We start from the raw sequence: 23,400 nt of genomic DNA on the forward strand, positions 1-23,400 counted from the left end.
CTGCCGGTATCTGCGCGCCCGGACATAGGGCTGGAAACCGGTGCTTGCCGATATCGACGAAGAGGAAATGGCCCTCGGGTGCCCGGAACGTATCGGTCTCGGGCAGGAAGAGGGAAGGAAGGTCGGATTCAGGGAAGTGCGGAAGCGCTGTCAGGATGAGCGTTCCAGGGTCGATTTCTGGAGCGAAAAAGATGTTCGCAACGGTGGCGCGAAGGATCGGGGAAGCCGGGAAATCGCAACCCCCATAATCTGGTCAGCGGATCGTTCGCGGTCTCGCGCTTCTCTGTCGGAATCTTCTTGTAGTCGTCCTGGTATTTGCGGTTACGGCGGAGAAACTCCCATGCCAATCCCTCCGGGTCGAGCCGGTCGATATAGTCGAAGGCCTTACCGTGTCGCCAGTCCGCGTCCTCCGCCATGGATACGCCTCCGCTCGAAGCTGACAGGTACCCCCAGGCGATAAAGATCGCGTTCTGATTGTAGTCGCGGAAGTCTCCGTTGGGGCAAGGTGTGATGCCGACGCTGCATCACGGGTCCGATTATTGCGGATTTCCGCTCAGGAGATGGCGATAGCCGTGCTCGGTCATCCAGCGCGCTCGTGCAAGGTGCGATGTGTGGATGTGAAGTGCACGGTCCGGCTCTTGCTTCGGGTCGATCCCGAAGATGATCTCGACGGCCTCCTTCCAGTCCGCCCCCTCGGCGTCCGCGTCGAGGAGCCGCAGATAGGTCTTGAAATGCGCGCGATCATAATCGGTGATCCGATCATCTACCGGCGGTTCATCGAGGTAGTCCGGGTTGGCCATCCGCTGTCCCATCGCGGCGGGTTATGAATTCCCGCCTTTTTCGTTAACACAATTTGAACACATTGGAGCGCCGCCCGGCAATCGGATCGAAGAAAATATGGGAAAATTCTTGAGGTGGCGGTTCGGGGCTGGAATGCGGGCAGTGGTTCATCAAAACAGTGTGGCGCTCCATTTACATACTATAGTTGATAAACTTAAAGTATGTAAACCGCGATCTTCCCGCGCATGGACATGCGCAAACTGGTCGGCCGGAACTTCGCCCGCCTGCGTCGGGAAAAGGGCCTGACCCAGGAAGAGGTGGAAGCGCGTTCCGGATTCAGCCAGCAATATCTCAGCAGTTTGGAGCGCGGACGGAGGAATCCGACCGTGATTACCCTTTTCGAATTGGCTCAAGCTCTCGGCGTTAGCCACATACAACTTGTCGAGCCCGACGATCAGGTGTGATCGCTGGGTTCCTTTCACCGATAAAGATAACGGCCCCGCCCGGAGTTCCGGGCGGGAAGGTCTTTGCGATTATTCGCCGTTGCGACGGGTGGGGCGGGACCAGATGAGGCTGAAACCGCCGTCTTCGTCGTCGAATAGGTTGGCGTAGATCGGAGCGGTGAAGCTCGGATCGTCGAGCTTGAGGCCGAGATAGTCGCGGCCCTCGTTTGACTGCTTGGACCATGCGGCCCCTATTTCGGCGCGGCCGACCAGGACCCGATGGCTGGGTGCGTTCTCGCTGACCTGGTTGGTTTCGGGGACGATGCGGACGTTCTTGGCCTGCACGTTGAGGGTTACGATTTCGCCGGTGAATTCGTTGCCGGACTTCTTGAAGGTGCCGATGGTTGCCATGGTAGTTCTCCTTAATCACTGGTTTCGAGCCCGCACCATTGCGGCCTCGATGGCGATCGAAGAGGCCGTAGGCGATCGACGGCGCATCGCTTGCGACCGCAGCGTCAGCGGAGGATGGCGATCCGGCGGGTTTCTTGTCTCGCGAGGAATGGCGGCACAGCCGGCAGGGGATGAAACTTGACGGGCGTCATTGCGTGATAGGCGATCGAGGCGCAGCCGGCCTTCGGCCAGATCAGCCCATTGAAGAGGCCGTTTGGAGCGGTCGGCTCACAGGGATCGTTCAAGGAGACAGTGGCGACGCATTGCATTCGAGGCCCATGCGAACGAACGAACCGTTGTTGTCGACTGGAGTGCAGGCCAGTGATGTCATTGTTTCTCTGAGCATCAACAGGCGGGAACCTATCCATTTCCGGTCCTGACGCGGTTACGCCATTCGGGGCAGCCTCGTCTTCGTGACAGCGTGGGATGTGCATCATCCCAGCGGCTCGTGCGATCCATGGAGCGTGCTCGTCACAGCCAATCTGAAACGAGAACGGACAGGAGGTTTTGGCATCTGGACATGCTCCGCGTTAGCGGGCGATTACGCGCTTATCGCGCCTTGCCCCACGCGTTCCGGCGCGGCCACGGACGTGATGCGAACGAAAGCCGTGATCCCGACTGCGATTGCGCCCAGTACAGAAAGCCCAACCTGCCAAGCATCCGCCGGCATCAGATGTTTCACAATGCCATGGGTGGCGAAATAGCCGGCAATCGCGGCGGGCGCGACGAAAGCGAGCGCAACGGCCATTTTTATCCAGATCGGCCGGACATTCATGATGAGAAACTGCCCAATGCCAAATACGAGGCCGGCGCAGGCCAGGCCGGCGACGAGACCACCAGGAAGACCAGCTCCAGATTCATAGGCCCACGTTCCGGCGGCTATAGCGGCGAAAGCGGGCAGTGCGTAGGTGGCGAGGGCGAACAGCAACCAGCAGAGGGCGCTAATCGCTACAAGTGCAACAAGAATCGATAAGATAATCATGGTGGTGTCTCCGTAAGATCAGGTTCGAACGGTCGCGCCTCCACCACCACCACAGCGCTCTGAGGTTAATACCACGATGATGCTTGGGCTGCTAGCCGCGGAGCGTGTTCCAGTGCTTAGGCGCCATCTTGTCTCGATGAGAGAAGGCCGCTCTTGTAGTATCTTGGCAGAAGTGAATTGGACTACGATCCATCAGCGTCTTTGATGCGTTGCATGACTGACTAAAGGAACACATCGCGGTGGGAGCTTTCGTCACTGTCGCTCGACCCCAAGTTAGCCGCTATGTGATCCACGAGGTCGGTGCCGCTTGAGGCAGGAAACACGACTGGCGAGCCATCAGCGCGAATGTCGCGGGAGGCAATTCTCATGATCGACGATATGTCGAGAGGCTCGATTTCGCGGGACAGTATGCGAAGCCTTTCGCGGGCGGGGAAATTGCCAACTTGGGTATAACCTTTCGGTAGACCCATGGCCGCTTCAACGTCGCCCCAATCATAGCCCAAGACCGCCATACCTTCTTCTGTAAAAGCCCGTGCCGGACAACTTTGGAACGGAAATGTTTGGGCGCAGTCCAGCAACAATTGTCCGAGTTTCGAGAGATGTGTCGCGCAACTGGCTCCGATGTCGGCCCCGACCAGTTCGGGTGGTACATCGTGCGCGCACCCAACGAACCGATAGGTCCAGAGGCCATTTGGAAGGGACCCGCCGACAAACGAAACCGGTCCCTGCTTCTGAGATACATTTCGTAATTCAAGGAAGTACCGCATCGCGATGTCAGCTTTCATCGCTGTCTGCTGCTTGGAATACCATCCGGCAAAATCAGCAACGCCAGCCATCGCTTTCTGTAGAACGAAGGAAACGCTCCGGCTAGCCGATAGAAAGGCATTCAATTCAAATTGAAATTCGAGACCGTTCGATTTCACCAGTCGCCCGAGAAAATACTCAGCTTCCAGAAGCTTTTCCTGCGGGTGGCGTAGCGAAGTGAACGTGTGTGTCATGGTCGAATTGGCCTGGCCTGCTGCACGCCCAACGTCCCATGCTGAGGGGGCGATGTGTCGCCGAGCATTGTGGAATACTGTGTAGCTCGAAAAGTGTCCTGAATGAAGTTTTGGCGAACCTCCTCATTCTAGATGAGGCAACCAGTGTTATTTCACTCAAACCGCCAGACCGGGATGCCGAGCTTGCGGGCCTTGTCGGCAAGGTTTTCCTGAATGCCTGTGCCAGGGAACACCATGACCCCGATCGGCAGGACATCGAGCATCTGGTCGTTCCGCTTGAAGGGCGCGGCGCGGCCGTGCCTGGTCCAGTCCGGCGCAAAGCCGATCTGGGTGACGTTGCGATGATCGGCCCAGCGGGCGGCGATCTTCTCGGCGCCTTTCGGCGATTTGCCGTGCATCAGAACCATGTCGGGGTGCTTGGCATGCACCTGGTCCAGCTTGTCCCAGATCAGTTTGTGATCGTTGATGTCGGCACCTCCGGAGACGGCGACCTTCGGACCAGCGGGCAATAGCACTTCGCGGTTGGCGCGTTTGCGCTCGGCGATGAAGTCCCGACTGTCGATCATCGCCGATGTGAGCGCGCGGTGGTTGACCTGTGACCCGGTGCGCGGTGACCAGGGTGATCCGGTGGTACGCAGATAATGCTCGGCGGCGCTGTCGCGGAAGACCTCCAGGCTGTCGCGGCGCTCGATGAGGCCTTGTCCGGTCTCGATGAGGTGTTCGAGTTCGACCGCCTTGATTTCGGAGCCATCCTGTTCGCGTTGCCCGCGCTTCTGGGCCTGCTCGTTGTCGTCGAGCTTGCGCTCGATCCGGTCGGCCGCACGCTGGAACATGTTGACGGTCGACCAGAGCAGATCGTCGAGTTCACCGTCGAGGGCGGTATCCGCCATGGTGGCGATCAGGGCGTCGAAGATGTCGGAGACCGCGCCGGCGATGACATTGTCCTCCGGGACGAGGCGTGGGTCCGGGCCGTGCCCGTTGTGGCGGTAGCCATGAAGTTCCAGTTCGTTCAGTGCGTGCTCGGTTGGCGAGGATTCGGGGTGGGGTTCGAAGGTGTCGTCGTCGAGTGTCATCGGGTGGCCCCCTTTGTCGGTTGGCCGCGCCCGCCGCGGCCTTCATGGCGCCGAAAGACGGCGGGCGGACCGGGCCTGCATCCTGGAGCGGCAGCGGAAGGACTGGAGCGTCAGCGGAGGATGGCGGAGGCCGGCGATTTTGTTTCGCGATGGAAAGGCCCGCAGGGCCGCCGGAAAATCGTTGGCCGCAGCCATTGCCGGACCGGGCCGCCTGCTGTCCGGTCGCCCTCTCAGGAAGGCCGGGGCGCGGCCCTCTCCGACATTCACTGGGAGGCGTTGACGAAGGCTCCGACGTCACCGCCATAGCCCGCACCGCCGCCCCGTTCAGGCGGACAGAACGGACTGCATGAACCTGGCGACATCCTGCGGGGCGAGCTGGACCCGGATCGAAGCCCGGAAGGCGTTGAGACCACGAAGGCGCAGATCCTCGTTGAAATCGCCCAGCATCGGCGAGAGCGGCAGCGCTTCGATGCCGAGCGCATCGGCCCGTTCGACCAGCGTATCCCTTGCGCCATCTCCCGCCGGGTCGTCGTCGCGGACGATATAGAGCCGGCGCAGCTTGTCGGGGAACAGGATGGCGGCGAGATGGGCTGCGGAGAGCGCTGCTGCCATGGGCATCTCGGGCAAAACACACCGCAGCGACAGCATGGTCTCGATGCCTTCGCCCGCCGCCATGACCTCGCCCGCCACGCCAAAGCGCACCGCATGGCCTAGCAGGTCGCCCATTGCCCGTCGCGGCGTGTCTATCGGGGCCTTGCCGAGTGTCCTCTCGCTGAAGCCGTTCGGATCGAGCCAGGTCCGGTGTACGCCGGCCTGATGACCATCGAGATCGGTGACAGACGCGATCAGTGCGGGCCACGTCTCTGTCGGGCTGTGGTCGTCAGGCCGGTAGTAGCAGCGCGGATGAAATCGCAGCGATCCGGTTCCGTGCAAGGCCGTAATGCCGCGTTTACGGAAATACGATTCCGCGGGTGTACCCATAATCGGCTGCGCCATCGAGAAGAGGCGTTTCGCTGCGAGTGGCGAGCCCGTTGGTGCGGGCGACGTCCGTCTAGGCGATGATGCCGGCTCCGGTTCGGGATGCGGCAGGCTGAGAAACCGCCGCGCTTCGTCAGCGATGTCCCTGAACTCCGTCAGACCGCAGCTTTCGCGGATGACGTCGAGGAGATCACCATGTTCGCCCGTCGCGGCGTCGGTCCATTTGCCGGCGGCGCCTTTGCCGGATTCGGGGCCGGTCAGCCGCACGAACATCGACCGACCCTTGGTGTTGCGCACGTCGCCCACGATCCAGTACCGACCGGATTTATGCCCGTTCGACAGATATTCACGGCACACGGCTTCCGCGTCACGGGCAAGCCGCGCTGAGAGGTCACTCGCTAGTTGCGCCATGTTCTGCATCCCTCAAAGAAAAAGGCCCGCGTTGCCGCGGGCCAGTTGCCGGTTCGGTTACCGCTCTATTCGGCGGCGACCACGTGAGATGTCGCTTCGGCATCGTCATTCTCGTCCGGGACGTCTTCCGTGCCCATAGCCGTTTCACCGTCTTCGGCCGCTGTTTCCACGACGACCGATTCCGGTTCCGCCGGATCGCTGGTCGTTTCCTGGACGCTTTGCTCAGGTTCGCCCGGTGTGCGCAGCGGCTCCGGCAGCCAGCCGGTGTCGGCGAGCAGCGTCTCGGCCTCGGTCGCCATATCGCCCTTCTTGAGATGGGCGATGCGATCAGCGGCGCGCTCGCCCTTCGCCTCGGCAACCGCCTGCAGAATACGCGCCTTGGTGACGCGGCCGAGGTACGTGTCGACGGTCGGGCGCCATCCGGCAACTGCCATGTCGAGGCCGATAGTCCGCGCAAGCGTATCCGCGTGGGCGAGGGCCCTCGGGCGCCGGTTCCAGGATTCGGAAACGGCATTGACCGAAAGGCTGACGATATGGGCGAAGAGACTGGCCCGGTCTTCATCGCTCCACTGAAGAAGCTCGTCCCAGAGTTCGTCGGACTCTTTCGGCAAGCGCTTGGACCAGGCCTCATGCCGGGCGTTCGCGGCTTCGGCAACCGCGCTGTCATTCAGGCCGGGCGTCTGCGCGCTGAACCCGACACTTTTCAGGCCGAGTTCGAGGCAACTGTCCGAGCCGTAGTGGTAGAAGACCGTCAGCGTCAGGGCGTGCAGTGCCGCGACGAAGGCGATGTCCGGCCATTCGGCGAGCGCGTTGCGCAGGCCGAGCGTCCGATGGGCGGTGAGTTCCGCCATCAACCGATCGGAGATCAGCGACAAGCCTTCGTCCTCATCGGGTTCGGACGGTTCCTCTGTGCTGTCGGAGGTGTCACCTTCGTTGCCATCGCTGTCCGGTTGTTCGGTACCAGCGTCGTCAGCATCACCGCCGCCGGCTTCCGATTCAGGCACGATCTCGTCCTCGGGACGGACGAAGCCACGCTCCACGCGCAAGCTGCCGTCGTGCGCGATGCTGACGAAGGCGCCGGCCCGGATGATCTCGTCCGGATCGAATGTGACCGGGCGATCCTCGAAGGCCTCGAGCGCCATCTCGATCTCGCCGAGGCGCGCGTCGACGTCGTCGGGCAATTCGTCGGCCTCGGCATATTGCTCCTCAAGCTGACCGAATTCAGCCTTCAGCGCGTCGCGGGACGCTTCCTCCTCCGGCGAGAGAGGGATTTCCTCGCCACGCAATTGGCGGAGGCCGAAGGTGTGCCCGTAGGGGAAGTCGGGAGCGGCATCGGTCCATTTCCAACCCTCGGCGACAATGGCCTCAGCCTCCCGCCTGAGCTTGTCCGTCACCATGTCCTCGACGAGTGGAACATCCTGCAGCCAGCCGCCGTCGTCCGACTGGAACAGGTCGCGCAGCACGGTTCCGCCCGCCTCGACATAGGCGTCGATACCGATGAACTGCGCGCGCTTGTCAGAAGCCCGAACCGCGCCTTCGGTCAGCATGCGCCGGATTGCATAGGGCTGCTTGTCATGGGACTGCCGCAGGCGCTCGAACACCTGCTCCTGGCGCTCATGGTCACCCGACACGGCGAACGCCATCAACTGGTCGAGTGACATGCCGTCCTCGGCATAGATGTCGAGCAGCTTCGGCGAGACGGAAGCGAGTCTGAGCCGCTGTTTGACGACATTGACCGAGACGAAGAACGTCGCGGCGATCTCCTCCTCGGACTGGCCCTTCTCCTTCAGAGTCAGGAAGGCACGAAACTGATCGAGCGGATGCAGCGGTGCCCGCTGGACGTTCTCGGCGAGGGAATCCTCCTCGGCGATGCCGTCCTCGCGCACGATGCAGGGTACGGGCGTGGTCTTCGTCATGCGCTTCTTCTTCACGAGAAACTCCAGCGCCCGATAGCGACGGCCGCCGGCCGGGATCTCGAACATGCCGGTCTCGGTTCCGGCCTCGTCGGTGACGGGCCGAACGCTGAGACCCTGCAGAAGGCCGCGCCGGGCGATATCCTCGGCCAACTCCTCTATCGAGACGCCGGCCTTGACCCGCCGGACGTTCGACTGGGAGAGCACGAGCTTGTTGAAGGGGATGTCGCGCGATGACGACAGGGTGATTTTCTTGGCTGCATTCGCCATGATCATTTACTCCGCGACGGGCGCCGAGAGGCTCTCTCTCGACTTCCAACCCGTCACGGAAAAGGGCGCAGCCCTCTCACTCTCACTGTGTCGATCGAGAGGAAAACAGACCCAGGCAGTGGCACTTCACCGGCGGTCCCGCAGCGTCGCAACGGCGGCATGCAGCAACTGCTCGCTTTCGACGATGTTCCCGGCTTGTCGGGCAGCCTCGGCATAGACCGAGAGCGGGAAGGTGGCCTGAAACAGGGTGTCGTGTTCGATCCCGAGACCGAAAGGCAGGCGCACCGAGATGAGTTCGGCAAGACTGCAGGAGCCCAGTTCCGGGCATCCGAAGCCGAGATCGGCAAGGCCGAACAGCGTGTCGCCATCCGCCTCCATCTCGGTGATGATCCAGGTAGCCGCGCCGACCGGATTGAAGAATTTCACCACGGGAACATGGTCGATATCGCGCTGCCGTCCATTGGCGAGCAGCTGGTCACGAATGTCTTCGGTCAACAGGATCATGCCACCCTCCTGTCGCGAGAGGTCTCGACCGCGTCCGGCGCGAAGGCCAGAAGCCAGTCGGCAGCCTTGCCCGCCTGGCTGGCGGCGCGAACGATGGCGCGATTGTCCTCGCGCAGCACGTCCAGCCAGGAGCCGATATAGTCGGCGTGCCGGACGGTCGGCGCGATGCCGAGCGAGGCGCAGCAGAAGGCCGCGTTGATCTCGGCGATGAGTTCCTCGAAGGCGTATTTCTTCGTGCCGAACGAGCCCGAGAAATCACGCCCCAGACGCGAGGCATGGCCTGTCGCGTGGCCCATTTCGTGCAGCGCGGTGCGGTGCCAATTGATCGGCTCGAAATAGGCCTGTGGCGGCGGCACCTGCACATAGTCGTGGGCGGGCACGTAGAACGCCCGGTTGCCGCCGATGCGAAAGTCGATGCCGGTCGCGGCGATCAGCGCCTCGACGCGTGGTTCGATCAGACCCGTCGGCACGGGTGGCGCGGTGATCGCGACATCCTCGGGTAGATTCTCGCACTGGTCGGTGTTGAAGACGGTGAAGCGCTTGAGGAAAGGGATCGCCTGGGCGTCCTCGCCGGTCTCGCGCGCACGGCGCTTCTCGTCCTCCGGCACGAAGCGGTCAGCATAGACGATGGTGGTGCCGCGCTCGCCCTTGCGGACGTTTCCGCCGAGCGACAGCGCTTGGCGGAAGGTCAGCCAGCTCTGGCCGGAGAAGCCGCGTTCGATCACGGCGCCCCAGAGCAGCAGGACATTGATCCCCGAATATTGAAGATCGGTGGAGGCGTTCTTCGGAAGGCCAATGGGCGCCTTGGCCGCAGCCGTGCCCCAGGGCTGAACCCAGGGCACCCGGCCGGCCTCCAGTTCGGCGATGATCTTGTCGGTGATTTCGGAATAGAGATTGGTCCGGTCGCGCCGGGCGCCGGATTTGCGGTTTTGTCTGGACATCGCGGGTCTCCGCGACGGGCGCCGGAGGCCTCTCCTCCGGTCCTCATCCCGTCACGGCAAACCCGTCCGCACTCTCACTCTGGAAAGGGGGCGTTGCGGGGGAACCCCCGCTCGAAGGGGTCGGCCGAGACCAAAGGCTTGGCCGGAGGGGAAGGCTTTCCCCTCATGGACGATCAGTGGAAACACGCTTCCGCAAAACCGGATCCACGCAAAGTCGGGACGGCGTGACTGATGCTCAGGGGAAGGGCGAAGGCTATTCGAATCCCTGTGGACGGGAGATTCTAGGCGAGAGGCGCCACCGAGGTTGGATGATATGTCTATCGAGCGCGGCGAGTCCGGCCGCTAACGGGGCATTCGACGCCCGCGTGGCGGTTTCGCGATCATGATGTTCTTTATTTGTTCACTATTGTCTGTTATCTTGCCATTTGAAGGAACTTGAGGCAAAGTGGCATTGCGCCGCGGAATGCCGCGGATCGCCGCGGAGGTTCCAAGTGGGCAAGGATGGTAAGGACGCCGAGCGCGTTACCACGACTTTGACCAGAGCGCAGAAGGCCGAGCTTGATCGCCTTGCCAAGACGCAGGGGGTGAAGGTCGCCTGGCTCGTCCGTCGCGCGGTCGAGCGTTATTTGGAAGAAGCCGCTGGGGGGCCAATGCTCCCGCTCGAGCTGGAAAGGGGCGAGGATGGAAAGCGCTGAACTCTTCGCCGGATGCGGCGGACTTGCTTTGGGGATGTCCCAGGCTGGTTTCATGCATCGCCACATGGCTGAATTCGACCGGGACGCGGTGGCGACCGTTCTGCACAACAAGGCCAATGGCGTTAAGCATGTCGATGCGTGGCCGATGAATCTCCAGGACGTTCGGGAGATCGACTGGAGCGCGTTTGGCGCTCTGGACGCGGTATCGGGCGGTCCACCTTGTCAGCCCTTCGGGATTGGCGGAAAGAAGCTGGGCCAGGCGGATAGCCGTGACATGTGGCCGGAGGCGATTCGCGCGGTGCGGGAAGCGCAGCCGCGATCCTTCCTTTTCGAGAATGTGCGAAATATTTCCGGGCCGCGTTTCCGGCCTTATCTCAATTGGATACTCGCGCATCTCGAGCAACCCTCGATACAGCGTAAGGCCAACGAGACGCACGATGAGCATCGCGAGCGTTTACTCGCGTCACGAGCGAAGCCGGAATATCGGGTGGTGTGGCAGCTTGTGAACGCTGCTGACTTCGGCGCGCCGCAAATCCGGCATCGTGTTCTCATTTTTGGTATTCGCGCCGACATGGGTGTGGATCCGCTGCCAATGACCCCGTCCCATTCCCGCGACAAATTGCTCTGGGATCAATATGTGACGGGAGAATACTGGGCGCGTCACGGCCTCAAGGTCCGAACCGAGCCGCAATTGCGGCAGGACCAGACGAGGGTGGCGGCCTTGAGACGCGAGGGCCGGGATCCCAAGGGGCTGCCCTGGGTGACTGTTCGCGACGCCCTTGCCGACCTGGGTGATCCGAATGGTGTTGGAAACCATGTGTTTCAGTCAGGGGCGAAGGTTTATCCCGGACATACGGGGAGCCCACTGGATCTGCCGGCGAAGGCATTGAAGGCTGGCGACCATGGCGTGCCCGGCGGTGAGAATATGATGGTTCGCGATGACGGCTCGGTTCGCTATTTCACCACTCGTGAGGCGGCGCGTCTGGTCGGCTTGCCTGATGATTATGAGTTTCCGCGTTCTTGGACGGAGAGCATGCGTCAACTCGGAAACGCGGTACCGGCGCAGCTTGGAGCGGCGGCTGGAAGATGGCTTTCCGGGATGATTAACAAGCAACGGCCGGGCGTATTGGATTCAAATCGGAAGGCGGCATAGTATTGCCGATGTAAACAGCCGGGGGCGAATCGCGACCGAGAGACCTCGTATCGGCAAACCGGGAGGTCTAATTTATGGCGCGTTCGCCGGATCGGACAGCGATCAATGAGCTGGAGAAGGCGCTGGAGGCGGTGCTAGCCGCCGCCGGGGATAATCCTCCTCCGGCTGTTGTTCGGCGTATTCGTGACGGGCTCGCCTCGCACGCGGAGGCCGTCGAGGCGGCGCGCTCATCCACCGATCCGATCCGAATGCCGCGCGCGACATTTGATCCCGCGGACCCGAAGGCGATTGGCCGGATGGTCTCGATAGCGCTTCTGGCTCAGCCGTTGATCGCGCTCGAGGATATCCAGCCCGCCTATGGCTCGGGGGTGTATGCGATCTACTATCGCGGCGGGCATCCGCTCTACGCCAGCATCTCGGGATCCGAGACGCCCATTTACGTGGGAAAGGCGGACCCAGCCAATCATGACGCGAGCACGGCGCGGGAGCAGGGCGCCAAGCTGACGGCGCGGCTCCTGGAGCATGCGGGCACTATCGGAACCGCGGAGGCCTACGCCGATCAATTGCCAGCGCATTTGTCGCCGATTCAACTGCGTGATTTCGTTTGCAGGAGGCTGGTCTGCGCGACGAACGCTCAACTGGTCGCCGAAAAGCATCTCATTCGAACATTCTGGCCGATATGGAACTCGGAGACCAAGGCTTGCTGGGGTATGAGCAAGCACGGGGACGCCGCCAAGACCAGGGCGAACAAACGCTCGCCTTGGGATGTCGTGCATCCCGGCCGCGCCTGGGCACTTGATGAGCGTCTGGAGGACTCGCTGACACCGGAGCAAATCGGGCAGCGAATAGCGGAAACCCTGGAAAGGGTGCCGGTTCGCCTGGATCATGCCGCGTTGCTGGAGGAAATGCTGGAGGGCTTCCGGCAGGAGGACGCTGCGATCGAAACCCATACTCCCCCGGTTGGCGACGATGTGGAGGGGCCTCAACCGGATGAGGCTGGTGGTGCTGACGACGAGTGAAACGCGGGGCGCGCGTAGTGCTCAGATGGCGCGCATTCGGGCGCGTGACACGAAGCCAGAGATGCGGGTGCGCAGCGCGCTGCATTCAGCGGGGCTGAGATATAGGCTGCACGCGAAGGGGCTTCCGGGCAAGCCGGATATCGTTTTCCCGCGTGCCCGCGTCGCCGTGTTTGTTCACGGTTGCTTCTGGCATCAGCATCCTGATCCGGCGTGCAAGCTCGCGCGCATGCCGAAGTCGAGACTGGGATTCTGGCGGCCCAAGCTCGAGGGGAATCGCGCGCGCGATGAAAGGGTTCGGGTGGAGCTGGAGGAACTGGGCTGGGCGGTGATCGAGATTTGGGAGTGTCAGACCAAGTCAGCCCAATTGGCACAGCTCGTAGAAGAGGTGCGGGATATCGTGAGGGCGCGGGCGGCGAATGGTTAGCGCCGCCCCGGAAAAGGCTAGGTTTGTGATTTTGCGCTGGTGCGAGGGATCGAGGGGAGGGCGATTGTCAACGGTGTCGGGTGGCTGGGAAATATTTTGAGGAAATGCTTTCCGGGTTTCTCGCCAGACGACGATTACACAGGCAAGCGCGGGAAATTGACGTCGAGGAACCGCTGAGGCGTCGGGAAAGGGGGGCAAATGGCTCGACCGTTGAGGAATACCGACTCGGATGGCGCGTTGTACACGCGTCCGACCGTGGTCGAGGTTCAGATCGACCAGGCGATCGGCCTTTCGCGATCCGACCTGGGTACCCGCCTTTCGATCACTGATCACAGCCACCCTGCCTATCTTCGTTCGGAATGCCTTGTGCATCTTGTTCGGGAGGGGCGCCGTACTGATGACCAGCAATTGATGAGTTCGGTTCTCCCGGTGCTGCTCGCGCGATGCGAAGCAAATCTTCTGGTCAAAGTGCCCGACGGGACGCTGCCGGACGCTAGCGGTATTCGCCAACAGATTCTTGAGGACCTGACGGATTTGTTTGTCCTCGATGGGGGCGGTGACTTCCCCGACGAACTCGATTTTTATGAGTGTCGCTTCAATCTGGCATTCCGCTCACTTCGCATCGATGGCGTTCGACGTGCAATGCGCCGCCGTGGCCGCACGATCAGAACCGTCGATTTGCCGACATCGGACGTGTCAGGCGAGCCCGATGCTTACGAGGATGCGTTCGCCCGGGTGTCGGAGAATTTCAAGGTGCTGCCGACCCAGGAGTGGGATGTGTTCCGGGAGCCGTTCGTGAAGGCGATCGAAGCGTTGCCGGACGATGAGCGTGAAGCCGTCATTCTCGTTCATGTCCTCGGATACAAGGAAGAGTCCGAGAATCCAGACGAGGAAACGGCCGCGACACGTTGCAAATGCACGGGACGAACCATTCGCAATCGCCTCTCGCGGGCTGCGGCGAAGTTGTCCCGTTTTAAGGAGGACCTATGAGCCAGACCCTTGACGCGACCCCGCACGCATTGCGGGAAGCCTACTATGTTCTGTCCACCGCGCAGGAAGTGCCGGACGCGAAGCTGCTGGATGATATTGTTCGGCGTTATCCTCAGTTTGGGCAAGAATTGACGGAATTCGCGATCTCGATCGCGGTTGACGCACTGCGTGGCGATAGTGTTGTTGAGGCAGCCGAGGCGGCTATCGACACGACCGCGGTCAGCCCGGCCGTCAGTCGCGCGATGAGCCACTTCCAGAACCGGCTGCATGCCCACACAACGCGTGCGCCCGAAGTGAAGAGTGCCCATCAATTTGCAGACGCTGCCAATCCGTTCGCGGGTTTGTCACGAAGCGAATACCGTGCCTTCGCCGCGCGCTTGAATGCGAATGCTGTTTTTGTTGGCAAGCTGCGAGACCGACAAATTGATCCTTTGACCATGACGCCGGGTTTTCAGGCTCACGTAGCAAAGGAACTAACGGCACCACTCGATGTCGTGATGGCCCATTTTTCCGCGCGACAGGCAGCGCCGACAGGACAGTTTTTCAAGGCGGAAGGCAAACCCACGGCCGGTGCGCAGCAAAGCTTCGAGGAGGCGGTGAGAAACTCGGGACTGAGTGAGGCCCAACAGACGTTTTTGTTGGAGCTCTGATCTCGTGGATCCCTTCGAACCAATCCGCTCCAAGGCCTCGGCACTCCATGAGCAATTGCTTTCGGAGGGACAAAACCCGTTTGACCTACTTGCATTTGTTCAGGCGGCCGTGGCGCGTCGCGATATTGAACTGGTGTGGCTGCCAAAAGGCGATCCGGCACTGAAAGGCGCACGCGCGCTATATGATGATCAGGGCGGAACGATCTGCTGCGAGGAAGATGGGGACTCCGTCACTCGAGCACTCCTTGTCGCACATGAGCTTGGGCATTCCGAGCTCCATGCTGGCTCCGCGACTTGCGGCCAAGCCGATATTGATCCGTCGCGCAGCATGGAAGCAGCGCCGGTGGGGCTCCAGCGTGTCGAGGATTATGGGGCTCGCGAGCGTCGCGAGCTCCAAGCCAATGTGTATGCTCGCGAGCTTGTGCTGCCGCGTGCTTTCGCGCGCGTGCTGTACCTAGAGCAAGATCTCTCGGCTGCAGCAATTTGTGAGCGGACAAATCTTCACGTCGCGTTGGTCCGGCAGCAGCTGTTCGACGCGTTGTTGCTGCCACCTTTAGTGATTGAAACGGAATCCGCGCCCGAACCGGCGGTCGCACGCAAGCCAGATCCCTCCCAGGATCGAGCCGCAGCGCACCGCGACAAGCCTTTTCAACTTCAAGCCGGGCCGGGGACCGGCAAGACACGGACATTGGTGAAGCGTGTGCATTCGCTATTGGCGGAGGGCATCGATCCGGCGGCGATTCTCATACTAACATTTTCCAATCGTGCCGCTGGAGAATTGTCGGAACGATTGACCGCGGCGGCGCCAGAAGCGGCTCCGAAGCTTTGGATCGGGACCTTTCACGCGTTCGGCCTCGATCTGGTGAGGCGCTATCACGATAGGTTTCAACTGACGCCGAATCCGTCGCTATTTGACCGTAGCGACGCGATCGAAGTGCTCGAGGACATTTTGCCAACGCTGCCACTGGTCCACTATCGGAACCTCTGGGATCCGGCGATGGTGCTTCGCGACATTGTTGGGGCTATCTCGCGCGCCAAGGATGAAATGGTCGGGCCTGAACGATACCGCGATCTCGCGAACACGATGCGGGCGGACGCGGACACTTTTGATGACGATGCGCGAATCGCGGCCGCCAAATGCCTTGAGATCGCGGATATCTACGATCTCTATGAAGCTGCGTTGCGTAGACATGGCGGCGTCGATTTCGGCGACCTCATCATGCGCCCGACCCGTCTTCTGGAAGAAGATGAGGTGGCGCGTGTCAGTGTGCAACTCCGGCACCGGCATGTGCTTGTCGATGAATATCAGGACGTGAACCGGGCAAGCGCTCGTCTGCTTAAGATGGTGGCAGGCGATGGGGAACGGCTCTGGGTCGTTGGCGACGCGCGACAATCGATCTATCGCTTTCGTGGCGCTTCCTCCGAAAACATGGTCCGCTTCACCTCCGACTACAAAGAGGCCGTGATCGATCAGCTCGGTGTCAACTATCGTTCGACCGAGCAGATAGTGGACAGCTTCGTTTCGGTCGCGCCGCATATGGGCGCTTCCGAAGGCATGCTGAAGCTGGCACTGGAGGCTGACCGTGGAAAAGGCCCAGGTGGTCCAGAGATTCGGAGCTTTGAGACACTGGAATACGAAGCCGAGGGTGTCGCGGCGAGCATTCGTGAGCTTGAGGCGGCCGGAGTTCAGCTCCGGGACCAGGCGGTTCTGTGCCGGACAAATGGTCGGCTGAACGAAATCGCGTCGGCACTTGAGGCGCGCGGTATTCCAGTATTGCACCTTGGCAGCCTGTTTGAACGCGAGGAGGTTCGCGATTTACTGGCGCTACTGAGCCTCGCCGTTGATCCTTTCGGTGACGCCTTGGTGCGCGTTGGTGCGATGCCGCGATACGGTCTCTCGCTGCAGGATGTGCATTGTGTGAGCCGATATCTGCGATCGCTTGGAAAGCCGGCTCTGATGGGTCTCGCGGTTGCTGCGACAGCGCCTGGCTTGTCTGCTTCGGGATGCGAAGGGATTGAACGCCTCGCGTCGGACCTTAAGGGCATCAGTGCGAGTGCCAGCGCCTGGGAGTTTCTCGCCGTCTTTCTTCTCGATCGAACGGACCTAGCCAAACAGTTGGGTAACGCAGCCTCAGTCACCGAGCGTATGCGCGCTGTGGCGGTCTGGCAGTTCCTCAACTTTGTGCGAGAACAAAGTCCGGTCGGACGGGGGAATCCTATCCAGGGCACGCTTGATCGGGTACGTCAGCTGGTCCTGCTCGCGGAAGAACGCGATCTGCGCCAAGTTCCGGCTTCAGCGCTGCACCTAGACGCGGTTCGACTAATGACGGTACATGGCAGCAAGGGCCTCGAATTTGAGGCCGTGCATGTGCCGGGCTTGACGGTCGCGAGTTTCCCGAGTTCCAACCGCGGCCAGCGCTGTCCGCCACCCAAAGGGATGATCGAGGGGCTTGGTGACATTTCGTCGGCGGACGAAGCAAAGCGTTCCCATAGTGACGAGGAGGAGTGTCTGTTCTTCGTCGCTCTCTCGCGTGCCCGGACCTGTCTTCGTCTTTATCACGCGCGAAAACAACGAAACGGAAACGGGCGCTCTCCGTCGCCGTATCTCAAGTGGCTCCCTGCCAGTAAGGTTAAAGAGCTTCCGGACCCGGCCAGGTTGACGCTGCCTCCCGGTGTGCCAGAGCCGCAACCGATCACGATCAGCTGGCCATCGGATTGGGCGATGACGGACAGCCGTCTGGGCTCGTATGAGAAGTGCCCGCGCCGTTTCTTCTATACGCACGTTCTGGGCTTGGGCGGTGCTCGAAAGCCGACGGCCTTTTCGCGCACACACGACTGCCTTTACGAATTGTTGCGCTGGCTCGCGGACGCCCGCCGCAGCGGTGATCCCAAGCTTCACGAAGCGGAAGCGGCGTTCGAGGAAATTTGGAAGGTACGCGGACCCGCAGATCATGCGTTCGCTGCTGACTATCGCAAGCTCGCTTCTCGCTTGATCGCGGCGCTGCTTAATGCCGGGGCCGGACACCGCTTCCGCAAGGCCGAGCCCCTCGCCATCGACTTTCCCAACGGGCGGGTGCTTGTGGAGCCAAATGAATTGGCTGAAATGGCCGACGGGACCGTTGTCATCCGGCGGGTCCGGACGGGATATAAGCGAAGCGACGAGTATGATCGTCTGGAATACACACTCTACGAGCTTGCGGCCCGCAGCGAGTTTGGCGCCGCCGCGATCGTGCAGGCGCTTCATTTGACCGATGAAACCCATGAGCCTGTGGTGATCAGCCCGACCAAGCTCGGGAATCGTCACAAAAAGAGTGACACCCTGCTGGGCGGAATCGCTTCCGGCGAGTTTCCGCCGGAGGTGGACGCGGTGACCTGCCCGCGGTGCCCCCACTTCTTTATTTGCCCGTCCGCGCCGACCGGCGCACTTCAGCTCGACTGAATTATGGCAACTGGCCTTTCCGGGTTGCTGCTCCGCTGGCGATCAAGCCAGTAAGGGACGAAGCCGGGCAATCCCGCCGCGCACTTCGATCCCGCGGAGTGCAAATCCATGAAGTCCATTGATCTCTTCTATCAGGGCGAAGGCGTCGGCGAGGTCGAGCATCTCGAGCTCGAGCCCGACGCGACCTTCGCTGTCCTTAAGGCCCGTCTCGTTGAAAAACACCAGATTCCCGTTGATGCGCTGCTGTTCATCGAGGATGAGGACGAGCCGATTGACGCGGGCGTCCTTCTTAAGGACCGCGCCACCACCAAGGGGCTGAAGGTCCATATCCACCGCTGCCGCCACGTCGAGGTGACGGTGACGTTCAACGGCGAGACGGTCAATCGCCGCTTTCCTCCGAGCGCCACCGTGGCGCGGGTGAAACGCTGGGCCGCCGAGAAGAAGTTCGGCATGTCCGACGAGGAGGCCGGCGAGCACGTACTGCAGATCGCGGGCACGCATGACCGGCCGGCGCCGGGGACGCATATCGGTGCGCTGACCAACGGCAAGGTTTGCGGCGTCGCTTTCGATCTCGTGCCCGACGAGCGGATCAACGGTGCCTCCGGGGATGAAGCGTGACCGGCCCGGACCAGCGCGCCTTCGAGGCGGACGTGGCGAAGGCCGCGTTCCGCCTCGGGCAGTCGGAAGGCCGCTGGAAGCTGATCAGCCTAAACTGGCCCTTCGCGTTCTTTGGCATCCTCGCCAAGGACGGCCGGGAATACGTGCTTCGCCTGAACTGTGCCGGCTACCCGCAGGCGGCGCCGACCGGCGGTCCCTGGGACATGAAAACGGGCAAGGTCCTCGCGTTTGACCTCTGGCCGCGCGGTCAAGGCGGGCGCGTGTCCGCGGTTTTCCGCACTGACTGGAAGAGCGGCACCGCCCTCTACCTGCCCTGCGACCGGGAGAGCCTGGTCGGGCATGACAACTGGCGTCGCGAGATGCCGTCGAAGATCTGGCGCCCCGCCGAGGGAGTCGTTCAATACTTGGAGCTTGTCCATGAACTTCTTCAGTCCCGTGACTATGCGTCGCCTCTTCGCTCCGCGGCATGAGCTGTCCTGCTCGTGGTTTGTGTGGCGCCGTTTGAAGGCGAAGCTACGCGAACGCGGTCGCAGTCGCAGCCGCGAGAGTGGGGCATTCCTCCTCGGTCATCGCGAAGGTGGAAGGGCGAGGATCGTCGACTTCGTGCTCTATGACGATCTCGATCCGCACGCGCTCGATAGCGGCATCGTCCGGTTCGACGGCCGCTATTTCAGCGACCTCTGGGCGATTTGCCGGAAACGAGGCCTGATCGTCGTGGCCGATGTTCATGTGCACCCGGGCGGGTCAGGCCAGAGCGGTTCAGACCGCGATCATCCCATGATCGCGCGCGCGGGGCATATCGCGCTGATCTTACCGCGGTTCGCCACTGGCCATCAGCCCCGCCGCGACGTCGGAATCTATCGTTATTTGGGCGCCAAGCAATGGAACACCGTGCGGCCATCCGAGCGCCGCGAGTTCTTTCACATCAGTCTGTTCTAGAGGAGTGGACCATGACCGCGCAGATATCGCCGGACTCCCTTCATCGCCTGGTTAAGCACGCGATTGACAGCGGAGTGGCTACAAGCGTCGCCGAGGCGGAAGCGCTTTTTCGAGGTTACCGATTGACGGTGGAGATCGATGGCGCGGCCGCTGACGATCCCGTTCAGCAGGCTACGCTGTTGACAACGGTCGCTCTCGCTCGGCGGGTATTCCTTGGTGGTGTAACAATCACCGGAGCCCTTGAGGAGCCGCTCAAGCTGGCTATGCCCCTCGGGCGCACCTTGGCCGACGCTGTCCGGGCGCTAGGCGGGTCGGTTGACGAGGCGAAATCCGATGCTGCGACGATCGTGATCGGTGGAGGTGCGCGGGAGCGGCGTGATGGCTTCTGTGTCCGTACCTTCGCGGCAGGTTGGCGCGGCGGCATCCTGCCGATCCATTCGGAGCTGGAGGTGGAGGGCGGGAGCGCCATGCCGCTCAGCGGAATGCTGGCGGCCGCGCTGGCCGTCAATGAAGCATTCCTGTTTGTGGGCGGAGGCATGCCTGCGGCGGGTCGGCGTGCTGTGGGACTTTCGTTGTGGCGTCCCGGCCCGGAGGTCGATTGGTTGATGCCGGACGAAACCGAGCCGCCTTTGACCTTTCTGCCATCTCGGCTTTGGTTGATTGGTCTTGGTCATTTGGGCCAAGCCTATCTGTGGGGCCTCGGGCTGCTGCCCTACCAGGATCCGTCCGAGGTGGCTCTTGTCCTGCAGGACATTGATGTTGTCACCGACTCTACGGAGAGCACGTCGATCCTGAGCGACTCCACCATTGTCGGCAAGAAGAAGACTCGGGCGATGGCGGATTGGGCCGAGCGGCGCGGCTTTGCGACTTCTATCCAGGAGCGCCTGTTCGCTGCGGACTTCAAGCGGCAGGGGGATGAGCCGGCGGTCGCACTTTGCGGGCTCGACAACGGTGCCGGCCGGAGAGCGTTGGACCAGGTCGGATTCGATTTTATTGTCGAAGCGGGGCTTGGGCGGGGGCATCGCGACTTCCGGACTATGAGACTTCACGTCCTGCCTGGACGTCGTCCCGCCGCCGACATGTGGAAGGAGGCACGGCAAGGCGAAAAGGTCGAGGATCGTCCGGCTTATGCGAAGCTTCTTGCAGACGGCGTACTTGATCGCTGCGGCATGACGTTGCTTGCCGGCAAGGCTGTCGGCGCACCGTTCGTGGGCTCGGTCGCGGCAGCGTTGGCCTTATCGGAGGTTCTGCGGTTGCTGCATGGAGGTATCGTGCATCAACTGATCGACATCGATCTGCTCGGTCTCGACCAAAGAATCGTGTCTCGTCACCCAGGTAATTTTGTGAATATTAATCCGGGCTTCGCGATGGCGGAGGCGCCTGACACCCGAGACCGGTGACGCGATCGCTTAATGGTCTCGGCCTGCCGTCCGCTGGGAACGCCGTCTCCGGGGGAACTGGCCGTGTTGGACAAGTTTCAGGGCAGGGTCCTTCCTGGTCACCTCCGTGAGCCACTTCCAGCCGTCGTACTTATCGCCTGTCTGCCGCAGATGCGTATAGCGTTTGAGCGATGTCCACGACCTATGACCGGAGTTGGAGGCGACTTTGGGTATGTTCAAGCCAAGCTCGAACAGCCTCGAAACACCGTCGTGCCGCAGGTCATGAAAGCGTAGGTCGTCGATTCCGAGAAGCTTGCAGGCTCGCGTGAACGACGCGCCGATCGCGTCCGTGGTGTAAGGGAAGATCTGATCGGCGACTTTGGGCATGGCCGCAACGATAGAAAGGGCTTCCTCCTGCAGGTCGCACCACACATCGTTGCCGATCTTCTGCCCCGGATTCTTCATGTCGCGCACCAGTACGCGATTGCCATCCTTGTCGAGGTCTTTCCAGGTGATCCGGATGATCTCCTCCTGCCGGCGGGTCGAGAAGATGGCGAAAGCGATGATCCGGTGCATCGGAATTGATGACGGCCTGGAAGTCGATCGATCCTTGAAATGCTGCATAAGCCTATCGAGTTCGTCGAGGGTTGGCCGACGATCGCGCTCACGGCTCTTCGTCGCCAAACCCAGGCGGTCGGCGACGATCCAGGCGTCTTGCATGGCTTGCCGGTCAAGAGGGTAATCCCAGGCAGGGCGCGCGATGGCGAATACAGCGCCGAGGTGAGAGAGGTAATTCGAGACGGTCTGCGGCTGAACCCCGCTCTCGAGTTTTTCGCGCGCGAACGCTACGATATCGGCGCTCGTGATCGAGGCACATGTCTTGTCGGCGATATCGAAATCCTTGATGCTCCTGAGCACCTGCGCCTTTGTCCGACCGATCTTCTTGTTGCTTTCGCGGATGTAGAGATCTATCGCATCGGAGAGCGTCGGGTCTTGGTTCCCACTCGACCTGGATTTGAGCGCGGCCTCAAGTGCGCCAGGTTCACCGAGCCGATCTTCGCGTTGGCTGAGCCAGGCGTTGGCCGTCGACCGGAGCTCGAAGGTTTTGTTCTCACGCAGGACGATCTTGCCGCCGCGCTTTATGACAATCTGCGCGAGCCATGCTACAGATCCATCCTTGCGTGAACGCTTAACGATCGTGCCCATATCGGTACAACATTGCCATTAGCGGTACAACATTTGTTGTACTTTCCGGCTAAAAAGGTACGAAATGAGCCGAAATGAGGCAAGGGCAAAAATGAAAGACATGGACTAAGTAGTGGAAAAAGAAGGAAAATCGCAGATTAGCGTATCTCGGCGTTTTGCCATTGCGCCCATGATGGACTGGACGGATCGGCATTGCCGCTATTTCCATCGCGGCCTGACGAAGCGTGCTCTCCTCTATAGCGAGATGCTGACCGCCGAGGCGGTCATCCATGGCGCGCGCGAACGGCTCCTCGGCTTCGATCCGTCCGAGCACCCGCTCGCCCTGCAGCTCGGCGGCTCGGAGCCCGATCGCCTCGCCGAGGCGGCGCGGATCGGGGCTTCCTTCGGCTACGACGAGATCAACCTCAATGTCGGCTGTCCGTCCGACCGGGTGCAGTCCGGCACCTTCGGCGCCTGCCTGATGCGCGAACCCGAGCTCGTCGGGCGCTGCGTCGCAGCGATGAAGGCGGCCGTCGATATCCCCGTGACCGTCAAATGCCGGCTCGGCGTCGACGAGCAGGAGACCGGCCCGGCGCTCGACCGTCTCGCCGACGAGGCACACGCGGCCGGCGCGGACGCGCTCTGGGTGCATGCCCGAAAGGCCTGGCTCCAGGGCCTCTCGCCGAAGGAGAACCGCGATGTGCCGCCGCTCGACTACGACCGGGTCTACCGGCTCAAGCAGCGGCTGCCCGGCATCTTCGTCGGCATCAACGGTGGCATCGTCGGCCTCGATGAAGTTCGGATGCATCTGGAAAAGGTGGACGGCGTCATGCTCGGCCGCGCCGCCTATCACGATCCGGGCCTCCTCGCCGCCGTCGACCGAAAAATCTACGGCGAGCCGGTGCCCGATGCCGACCTTCGCCACGCGGCGCTGCGCATGCTCCCCTACGCCGAGGCGCAGCTCGCCGCCGGCGGGCGCATGCCGGCGCTGGTCAAGCCGATGCTCGGCCTCTTTGCCGGCAGGCCGGGCGCGCGCGCCTGGCGGCGCATCCTCACCGTGGAGGGCGTGCGCGAGGGCGCGGGGCCCGAGGTGATCGAAAAGGCGCTCTTCGCGGTCGCCGAGGCTGGCGGCCTGGCCGAGGACGGGCGCGTCGCCGCCTGAGCTT

At 61.9% G+C, this 23,400-nt stretch carries 24 protein-coding genes; 13 read left to right on the top strand and 11 right to left on the bottom strand.

The features are described from left to right. Nucleotides 1-128: 128 nt before the first annotated feature. Both CLD20_RS12745 and CLD20_RS12750 read right to left on the bottom strand, forming a co-directional pair. Entirely contained in the window at nt 129-416 is a 288-nt protein-coding gene (locus CLD20_RS12745) for a transcriptional regulator domain-containing protein (RefSeq protein ID WP_224407026.1), read from the bottom strand. 120 nt (nt 417-536) lie between these two features. Continuing rightward, on the bottom strand, nt 537-800 hold the full coding sequence (locus CLD20_RS12750) for a DNA -binding domain-containing protein (protein WP_224407027.1): 264 nt from the start codon (nt 798-800) through the stop codon (nt 537-539). Nucleotides 801-1,025: 225 nt separating this feature from the next. On the opposite strand from CLD20_RS12750, the gene CLD20_RS12755 reads away from it, so the two are divergent. After that, nucleotides 1,026-1,244, top strand: coding sequence for a helix-turn-helix domain-containing protein (locus tag CLD20_RS12755; protein ID WP_224407028.1), 219 nt, complete (start codon nt 1,026-1,028; stop codon nt 1,242-1,244). A 69-nt stretch (nt 1,245-1,313) separates the two neighbouring features. Here CLD20_RS12755 and CLD20_RS12760 read toward each other — a convergent pair whose 3' ends face one another. The 8 genes from CLD20_RS12760 to CLD20_RS12795 all read right to left on the bottom strand — a co-directional run bounded on the left by CLD20_RS12760 (nt 1,314) and on the right by CLD20_RS12795 (nt 9,743). Beyond that, nucleotides 1,314-1,634 carry a DUF736 domain-containing protein gene (locus CLD20_RS12760; RefSeq protein ID WP_224407029.1) on the bottom strand — a complete coding sequence of 107 codons (321 nt, stop codon included), beginning with the start codon at nt 1,632-1,634 and terminating at the stop codon, nt 1,314-1,316. 580 nt (nt 1,635-2,214) lie between these two features. Beyond that, nucleotides 2,215-2,655 (bottom strand): hypothetical protein, encoded by a 441-nt coding sequence (locus tag CLD20_RS12765; RefSeq protein ID WP_224407030.1) that lies wholly within the window; start codon nt 2,653-2,655, stop codon nt 2,215-2,217. Nucleotides 2,656-2,876: 221 nt separating this feature from the next. Continuing rightward, nucleotides 2,877-3,653, bottom strand: coding sequence for a hypothetical protein (locus CLD20_RS12770; protein ID WP_224407031.1), 777 nt, complete (start codon nt 3,651-3,653; stop codon nt 2,877-2,879). Nucleotides 3,654-3,805: 152 nt separating this feature from the next. Beyond that, nucleotides 3,806-4,726 (bottom strand): DUF2493 domain-containing protein, encoded by a 921-nt coding sequence (locus tag CLD20_RS12775; RefSeq protein ID WP_224407032.1) that lies wholly within the window; start codon nt 4,724-4,726, stop codon nt 3,806-3,808. 324 nt (nt 4,727-5,050) lie between these two features. Further along, nucleotides 5,051-6,115, bottom strand: a complete 1,065-nt coding sequence (locus CLD20_RS12780; protein WP_224407033.1) for a toprim domain-containing protein — start codon at nt 6,113-6,115, stop codon at nt 5,051-5,053. Nucleotides 6,116-6,180: 65 nt separating this feature from the next. After that, the gene (locus tag CLD20_RS12785; protein ID WP_224407034.1) at nt 6,181-8,298 is read right to left on the bottom strand and encodes a ParB/RepB/Spo0J family partition protein; all 2,118 of its coding nucleotides are present in this window, start codon (nt 8,296-8,298) and stop codon (nt 6,181-6,183) included. Between the two features lie 126 nt (nt 8,299-8,424). Further along, on the bottom strand, nt 8,425-8,802 hold the full coding sequence (locus CLD20_RS12790; protein WP_224407035.1) for a DUF2958 domain-containing protein: 378 nt from the start codon (nt 8,800-8,802) through the stop codon (nt 8,425-8,427). Then, a complete protein-coding gene (locus tag CLD20_RS12795; RefSeq protein WP_224407036.1) occupies nt 8,799-9,743 on the bottom strand; it encodes an ArdC family protein in 945 nt (314 codons plus the stop codon). Before CLD20_RS12795 ends, CLD20_RS12790 begins: the two co-directional genes overlap by 4 nt. A gap of 491 nt (nt 9,744-10,234) precedes the next feature. Here CLD20_RS12795 and CLD20_RS12800 point away from each other — a divergent pair, with 491 nt between their 5' ends. From CLD20_RS12800 to CLD20_RS12850, 11 genes are all read left to right on the top strand, one after another. Beyond that, nucleotides 10,235-10,438, top strand: a complete 204-nt coding sequence (locus CLD20_RS12800; RefSeq protein WP_109768167.1) for a CopG family transcriptional regulator — start codon at nt 10,235-10,237, stop codon at nt 10,436-10,438. Continuing rightward, on the top strand, nt 10,425-11,591 hold the full coding sequence (locus CLD20_RS12805; RefSeq protein ID WP_224407037.1) for a DNA cytosine methyltransferase: 1,167 nt from the start codon (nt 10,425-10,427) through the stop codon (nt 11,589-11,591). Before CLD20_RS12800 ends, CLD20_RS12805 begins: the two co-directional genes overlap by 14 nt. Nucleotides 11,592-11,665: 74 nt before the next feature. Continuing rightward, nucleotides 11,666-12,610, top strand: a complete 945-nt coding sequence (locus tag CLD20_RS12810) for an Eco29kI family restriction endonuclease (RefSeq protein WP_224407038.1) — start codon at nt 11,666-11,668, stop codon at nt 12,608-12,610. Next, nucleotides 12,591-13,034: a very short patch repair endonuclease gene (locus CLD20_RS12815; RefSeq protein ID WP_224407039.1), complete on the top strand. Its 444-nt coding sequence runs from the start codon at nt 12,591-12,593 to the stop codon at nt 13,032-13,034. The genes CLD20_RS12810 and CLD20_RS12815 overlap by 20 nt, the downstream gene beginning before the upstream one ends. Nucleotides 13,035-13,271: 237 nt before the next feature. Continuing rightward, nucleotides 13,272-14,024, top strand: a complete 753-nt coding sequence (locus tag CLD20_RS12820) for a hypothetical protein (protein WP_224407040.1) — start codon at nt 13,272-13,274, stop codon at nt 14,022-14,024. After that, nucleotides 14,021-14,674, top strand: a complete 654-nt coding sequence (locus CLD20_RS12825) for a hypothetical protein (RefSeq protein ID WP_224407041.1) — start codon at nt 14,021-14,023, stop codon at nt 14,672-14,674. Before CLD20_RS12820 ends, CLD20_RS12825 begins: the two co-directional genes overlap by 4 nt. A gap of 4 nt (nt 14,675-14,678) precedes the next feature. Continuing rightward, nucleotides 14,679-18,113 carry an ATP-dependent helicase gene (locus CLD20_RS12830; RefSeq protein ID WP_224407042.1) on the top strand — a complete coding sequence of 1,145 codons (3,435 nt, stop codon included), beginning with the start codon at nt 14,679-14,681 and terminating at the stop codon, nt 18,111-18,113. 108 nt (nt 18,114-18,221) lie between these two features. Further along, nucleotides 18,222-18,731, top strand: a complete 510-nt coding sequence (locus CLD20_RS12835) for a ubiquitin-like domain-containing protein (protein ID WP_224407043.1) — start codon at nt 18,222-18,224, stop codon at nt 18,729-18,731. Then, nucleotides 18,728-19,201 (top strand): hypothetical protein, encoded by a 474-nt coding sequence (locus tag CLD20_RS12840; RefSeq protein WP_224407044.1) that lies wholly within the window; start codon nt 18,728-18,730, stop codon nt 19,199-19,201. The genes CLD20_RS12835 and CLD20_RS12840 overlap by 4 nt, the downstream gene beginning before the upstream one ends. Beyond that, nucleotides 19,149-19,670: a hypothetical protein gene (locus CLD20_RS12845; protein ID WP_224407045.1), complete on the top strand. Its 522-nt coding sequence runs from the start codon at nt 19,149-19,151 to the stop codon at nt 19,668-19,670. The genes CLD20_RS12840 and CLD20_RS12845 overlap by 53 nt, the downstream gene beginning before the upstream one ends. A gap of 11 nt (nt 19,671-19,681) precedes the next feature. Continuing rightward, nucleotides 19,682-21,070 (top strand): hypothetical protein, encoded by a 1,389-nt coding sequence (locus CLD20_RS12850; RefSeq protein WP_224407046.1) that lies wholly within the window; start codon nt 19,682-19,684, stop codon nt 21,068-21,070. 9 nt (nt 21,071-21,079) lie between these two features. Here CLD20_RS12850 and CLD20_RS12855 read toward each other — a convergent pair whose 3' ends face one another. Continuing rightward, nucleotides 21,080-22,255, bottom strand: coding sequence for a site-specific integrase (locus CLD20_RS12855; RefSeq protein ID WP_224407047.1), 1,176 nt, complete (start codon nt 22,253-22,255; stop codon nt 21,080-21,082). Between the two features lie 136 nt (nt 22,256-22,391). On the opposite strand from CLD20_RS12855, the gene dusA reads away from it, so the two are divergent. Continuing rightward, the gene (gene dusA / locus CLD20_RS12860; protein WP_370636892.1) at nt 22,392-23,396 is read left to right on the top strand and encodes a tRNA dihydrouridine(20/20a) synthase DusA; all 1,005 of its coding nucleotides are present in this window, start codon (nt 22,392-22,394) and stop codon (nt 23,394-23,396) included. Nucleotides 23,397-23,400 lie beyond the last annotated feature (4 nt).

It is taken from the genome of Afifella sp. IM 167, from assembly GCF_020144925.1.
Classification (GTDB): domain Bacteria; phylum Pseudomonadota; class Alphaproteobacteria; order Rhizobiales; family Afifellaceae; genus Afifella.

Bases quoted from the DNA above. Each gene is read 5' to 3' on its own strand.
- CLD20_RS12765 (WP_224407030.1), bottom strand. From the start codon at position 2,655: ATGATTATCTTATCGATTCTTGTTGCACTTGTAGCGATTAGCGCCCTC.
- CLD20_RS12750 (WP_224407027.1), bottom strand. From the start codon at position 800: ATGGCCAACCCGGACTACCTCGATGAACCGCCGGTAGATGATCGGATC.
- CLD20_RS12835 (WP_224407043.1), top strand. From the start codon at position 18,222: ATGAAGTCCATTGATCTCTTCTATCAGGGCGAAGGCGTCGGCGAGGTC.
- CLD20_RS12855 (WP_224407047.1), bottom strand. From the start codon at position 22,255: ATGGGCACGATCGTTAAGCGTTCACGCAAGGATGGATCTGTAGCATGG.
- CLD20_RS12850 (WP_224407046.1), top strand. From the start codon at position 19,682: ATGACCGCGCAGATATCGCCGGACTCCCTTCATCGCCTGGTTAAGCAC.
- CLD20_RS12770 (WP_224407031.1), bottom strand. From the start codon at position 3,653: ATGACACACACGTTCACTTCGCTACGCCACCCGCAGGAAAAGCTTCTG.
- CLD20_RS12785 (WP_224407034.1), bottom strand. From the start codon at position 8,298: ATGGCGAATGCAGCCAAGAAAATCACCCTGTCGTCATCGCGCGACATC.
- CLD20_RS12775 (WP_224407032.1), bottom strand. From the start codon at position 4,726: ATGACACTCGACGACGACACCTTCGAACCCCACCCCGAATCCTCGCCA.
- CLD20_RS12810 (WP_224407038.1), top strand. From the start codon at position 11,666: ATGGCGCGTTCGCCGGATCGGACAGCGATCAATGAGCTGGAGAAGGCG.
- CLD20_RS12825 (WP_224407041.1), top strand. From the start codon at position 14,021: ATGAGCCAGACCCTTGACGCGACCCCGCACGCATTGCGGGAAGCCTAC.
- CLD20_RS12745 (WP_224407026.1), bottom strand. From the start codon at position 416: ATGGCGGAGGACGCGGACTGGCGACACGGTAAGGCCTTCGACTATATC.
- CLD20_RS12780 (WP_224407033.1), bottom strand. From the start codon at position 6,115: ATGGCGCAACTAGCGAGTGACCTCTCAGCGCGGCTTGCCCGTGACGCG.
- CLD20_RS12760 (WP_224407029.1), bottom strand. From the start codon at position 1,634: ATGGCAACCATCGGCACCTTCAAGAAGTCCGGCAACGAATTCACCGGC.
- CLD20_RS12845 (WP_224407045.1), top strand. From the start codon at position 19,149: ATGAACTTCTTCAGTCCCGTGACTATGCGTCGCCTCTTCGCTCCGCGG.
- CLD20_RS12790 (WP_224407035.1), bottom strand. From the start codon at position 8,802: ATGATCCTGTTGACCGAAGACATTCGTGACCAGCTGCTCGCCAATGGA.
- CLD20_RS12795 (WP_224407036.1), bottom strand. From the start codon at position 9,743: ATGTCCAGACAAAACCGCAAATCCGGCGCCCGGCGCGACCGGACCAAT.
- CLD20_RS12805 (WP_224407037.1), top strand. From the start codon at position 10,425: ATGGAAAGCGCTGAACTCTTCGCCGGATGCGGCGGACTTGCTTTGGGG.
- CLD20_RS12755 (WP_224407028.1), top strand. From the start codon at position 1,026: ATGGACATGCGCAAACTGGTCGGCCGGAACTTCGCCCGCCTGCGTCGG.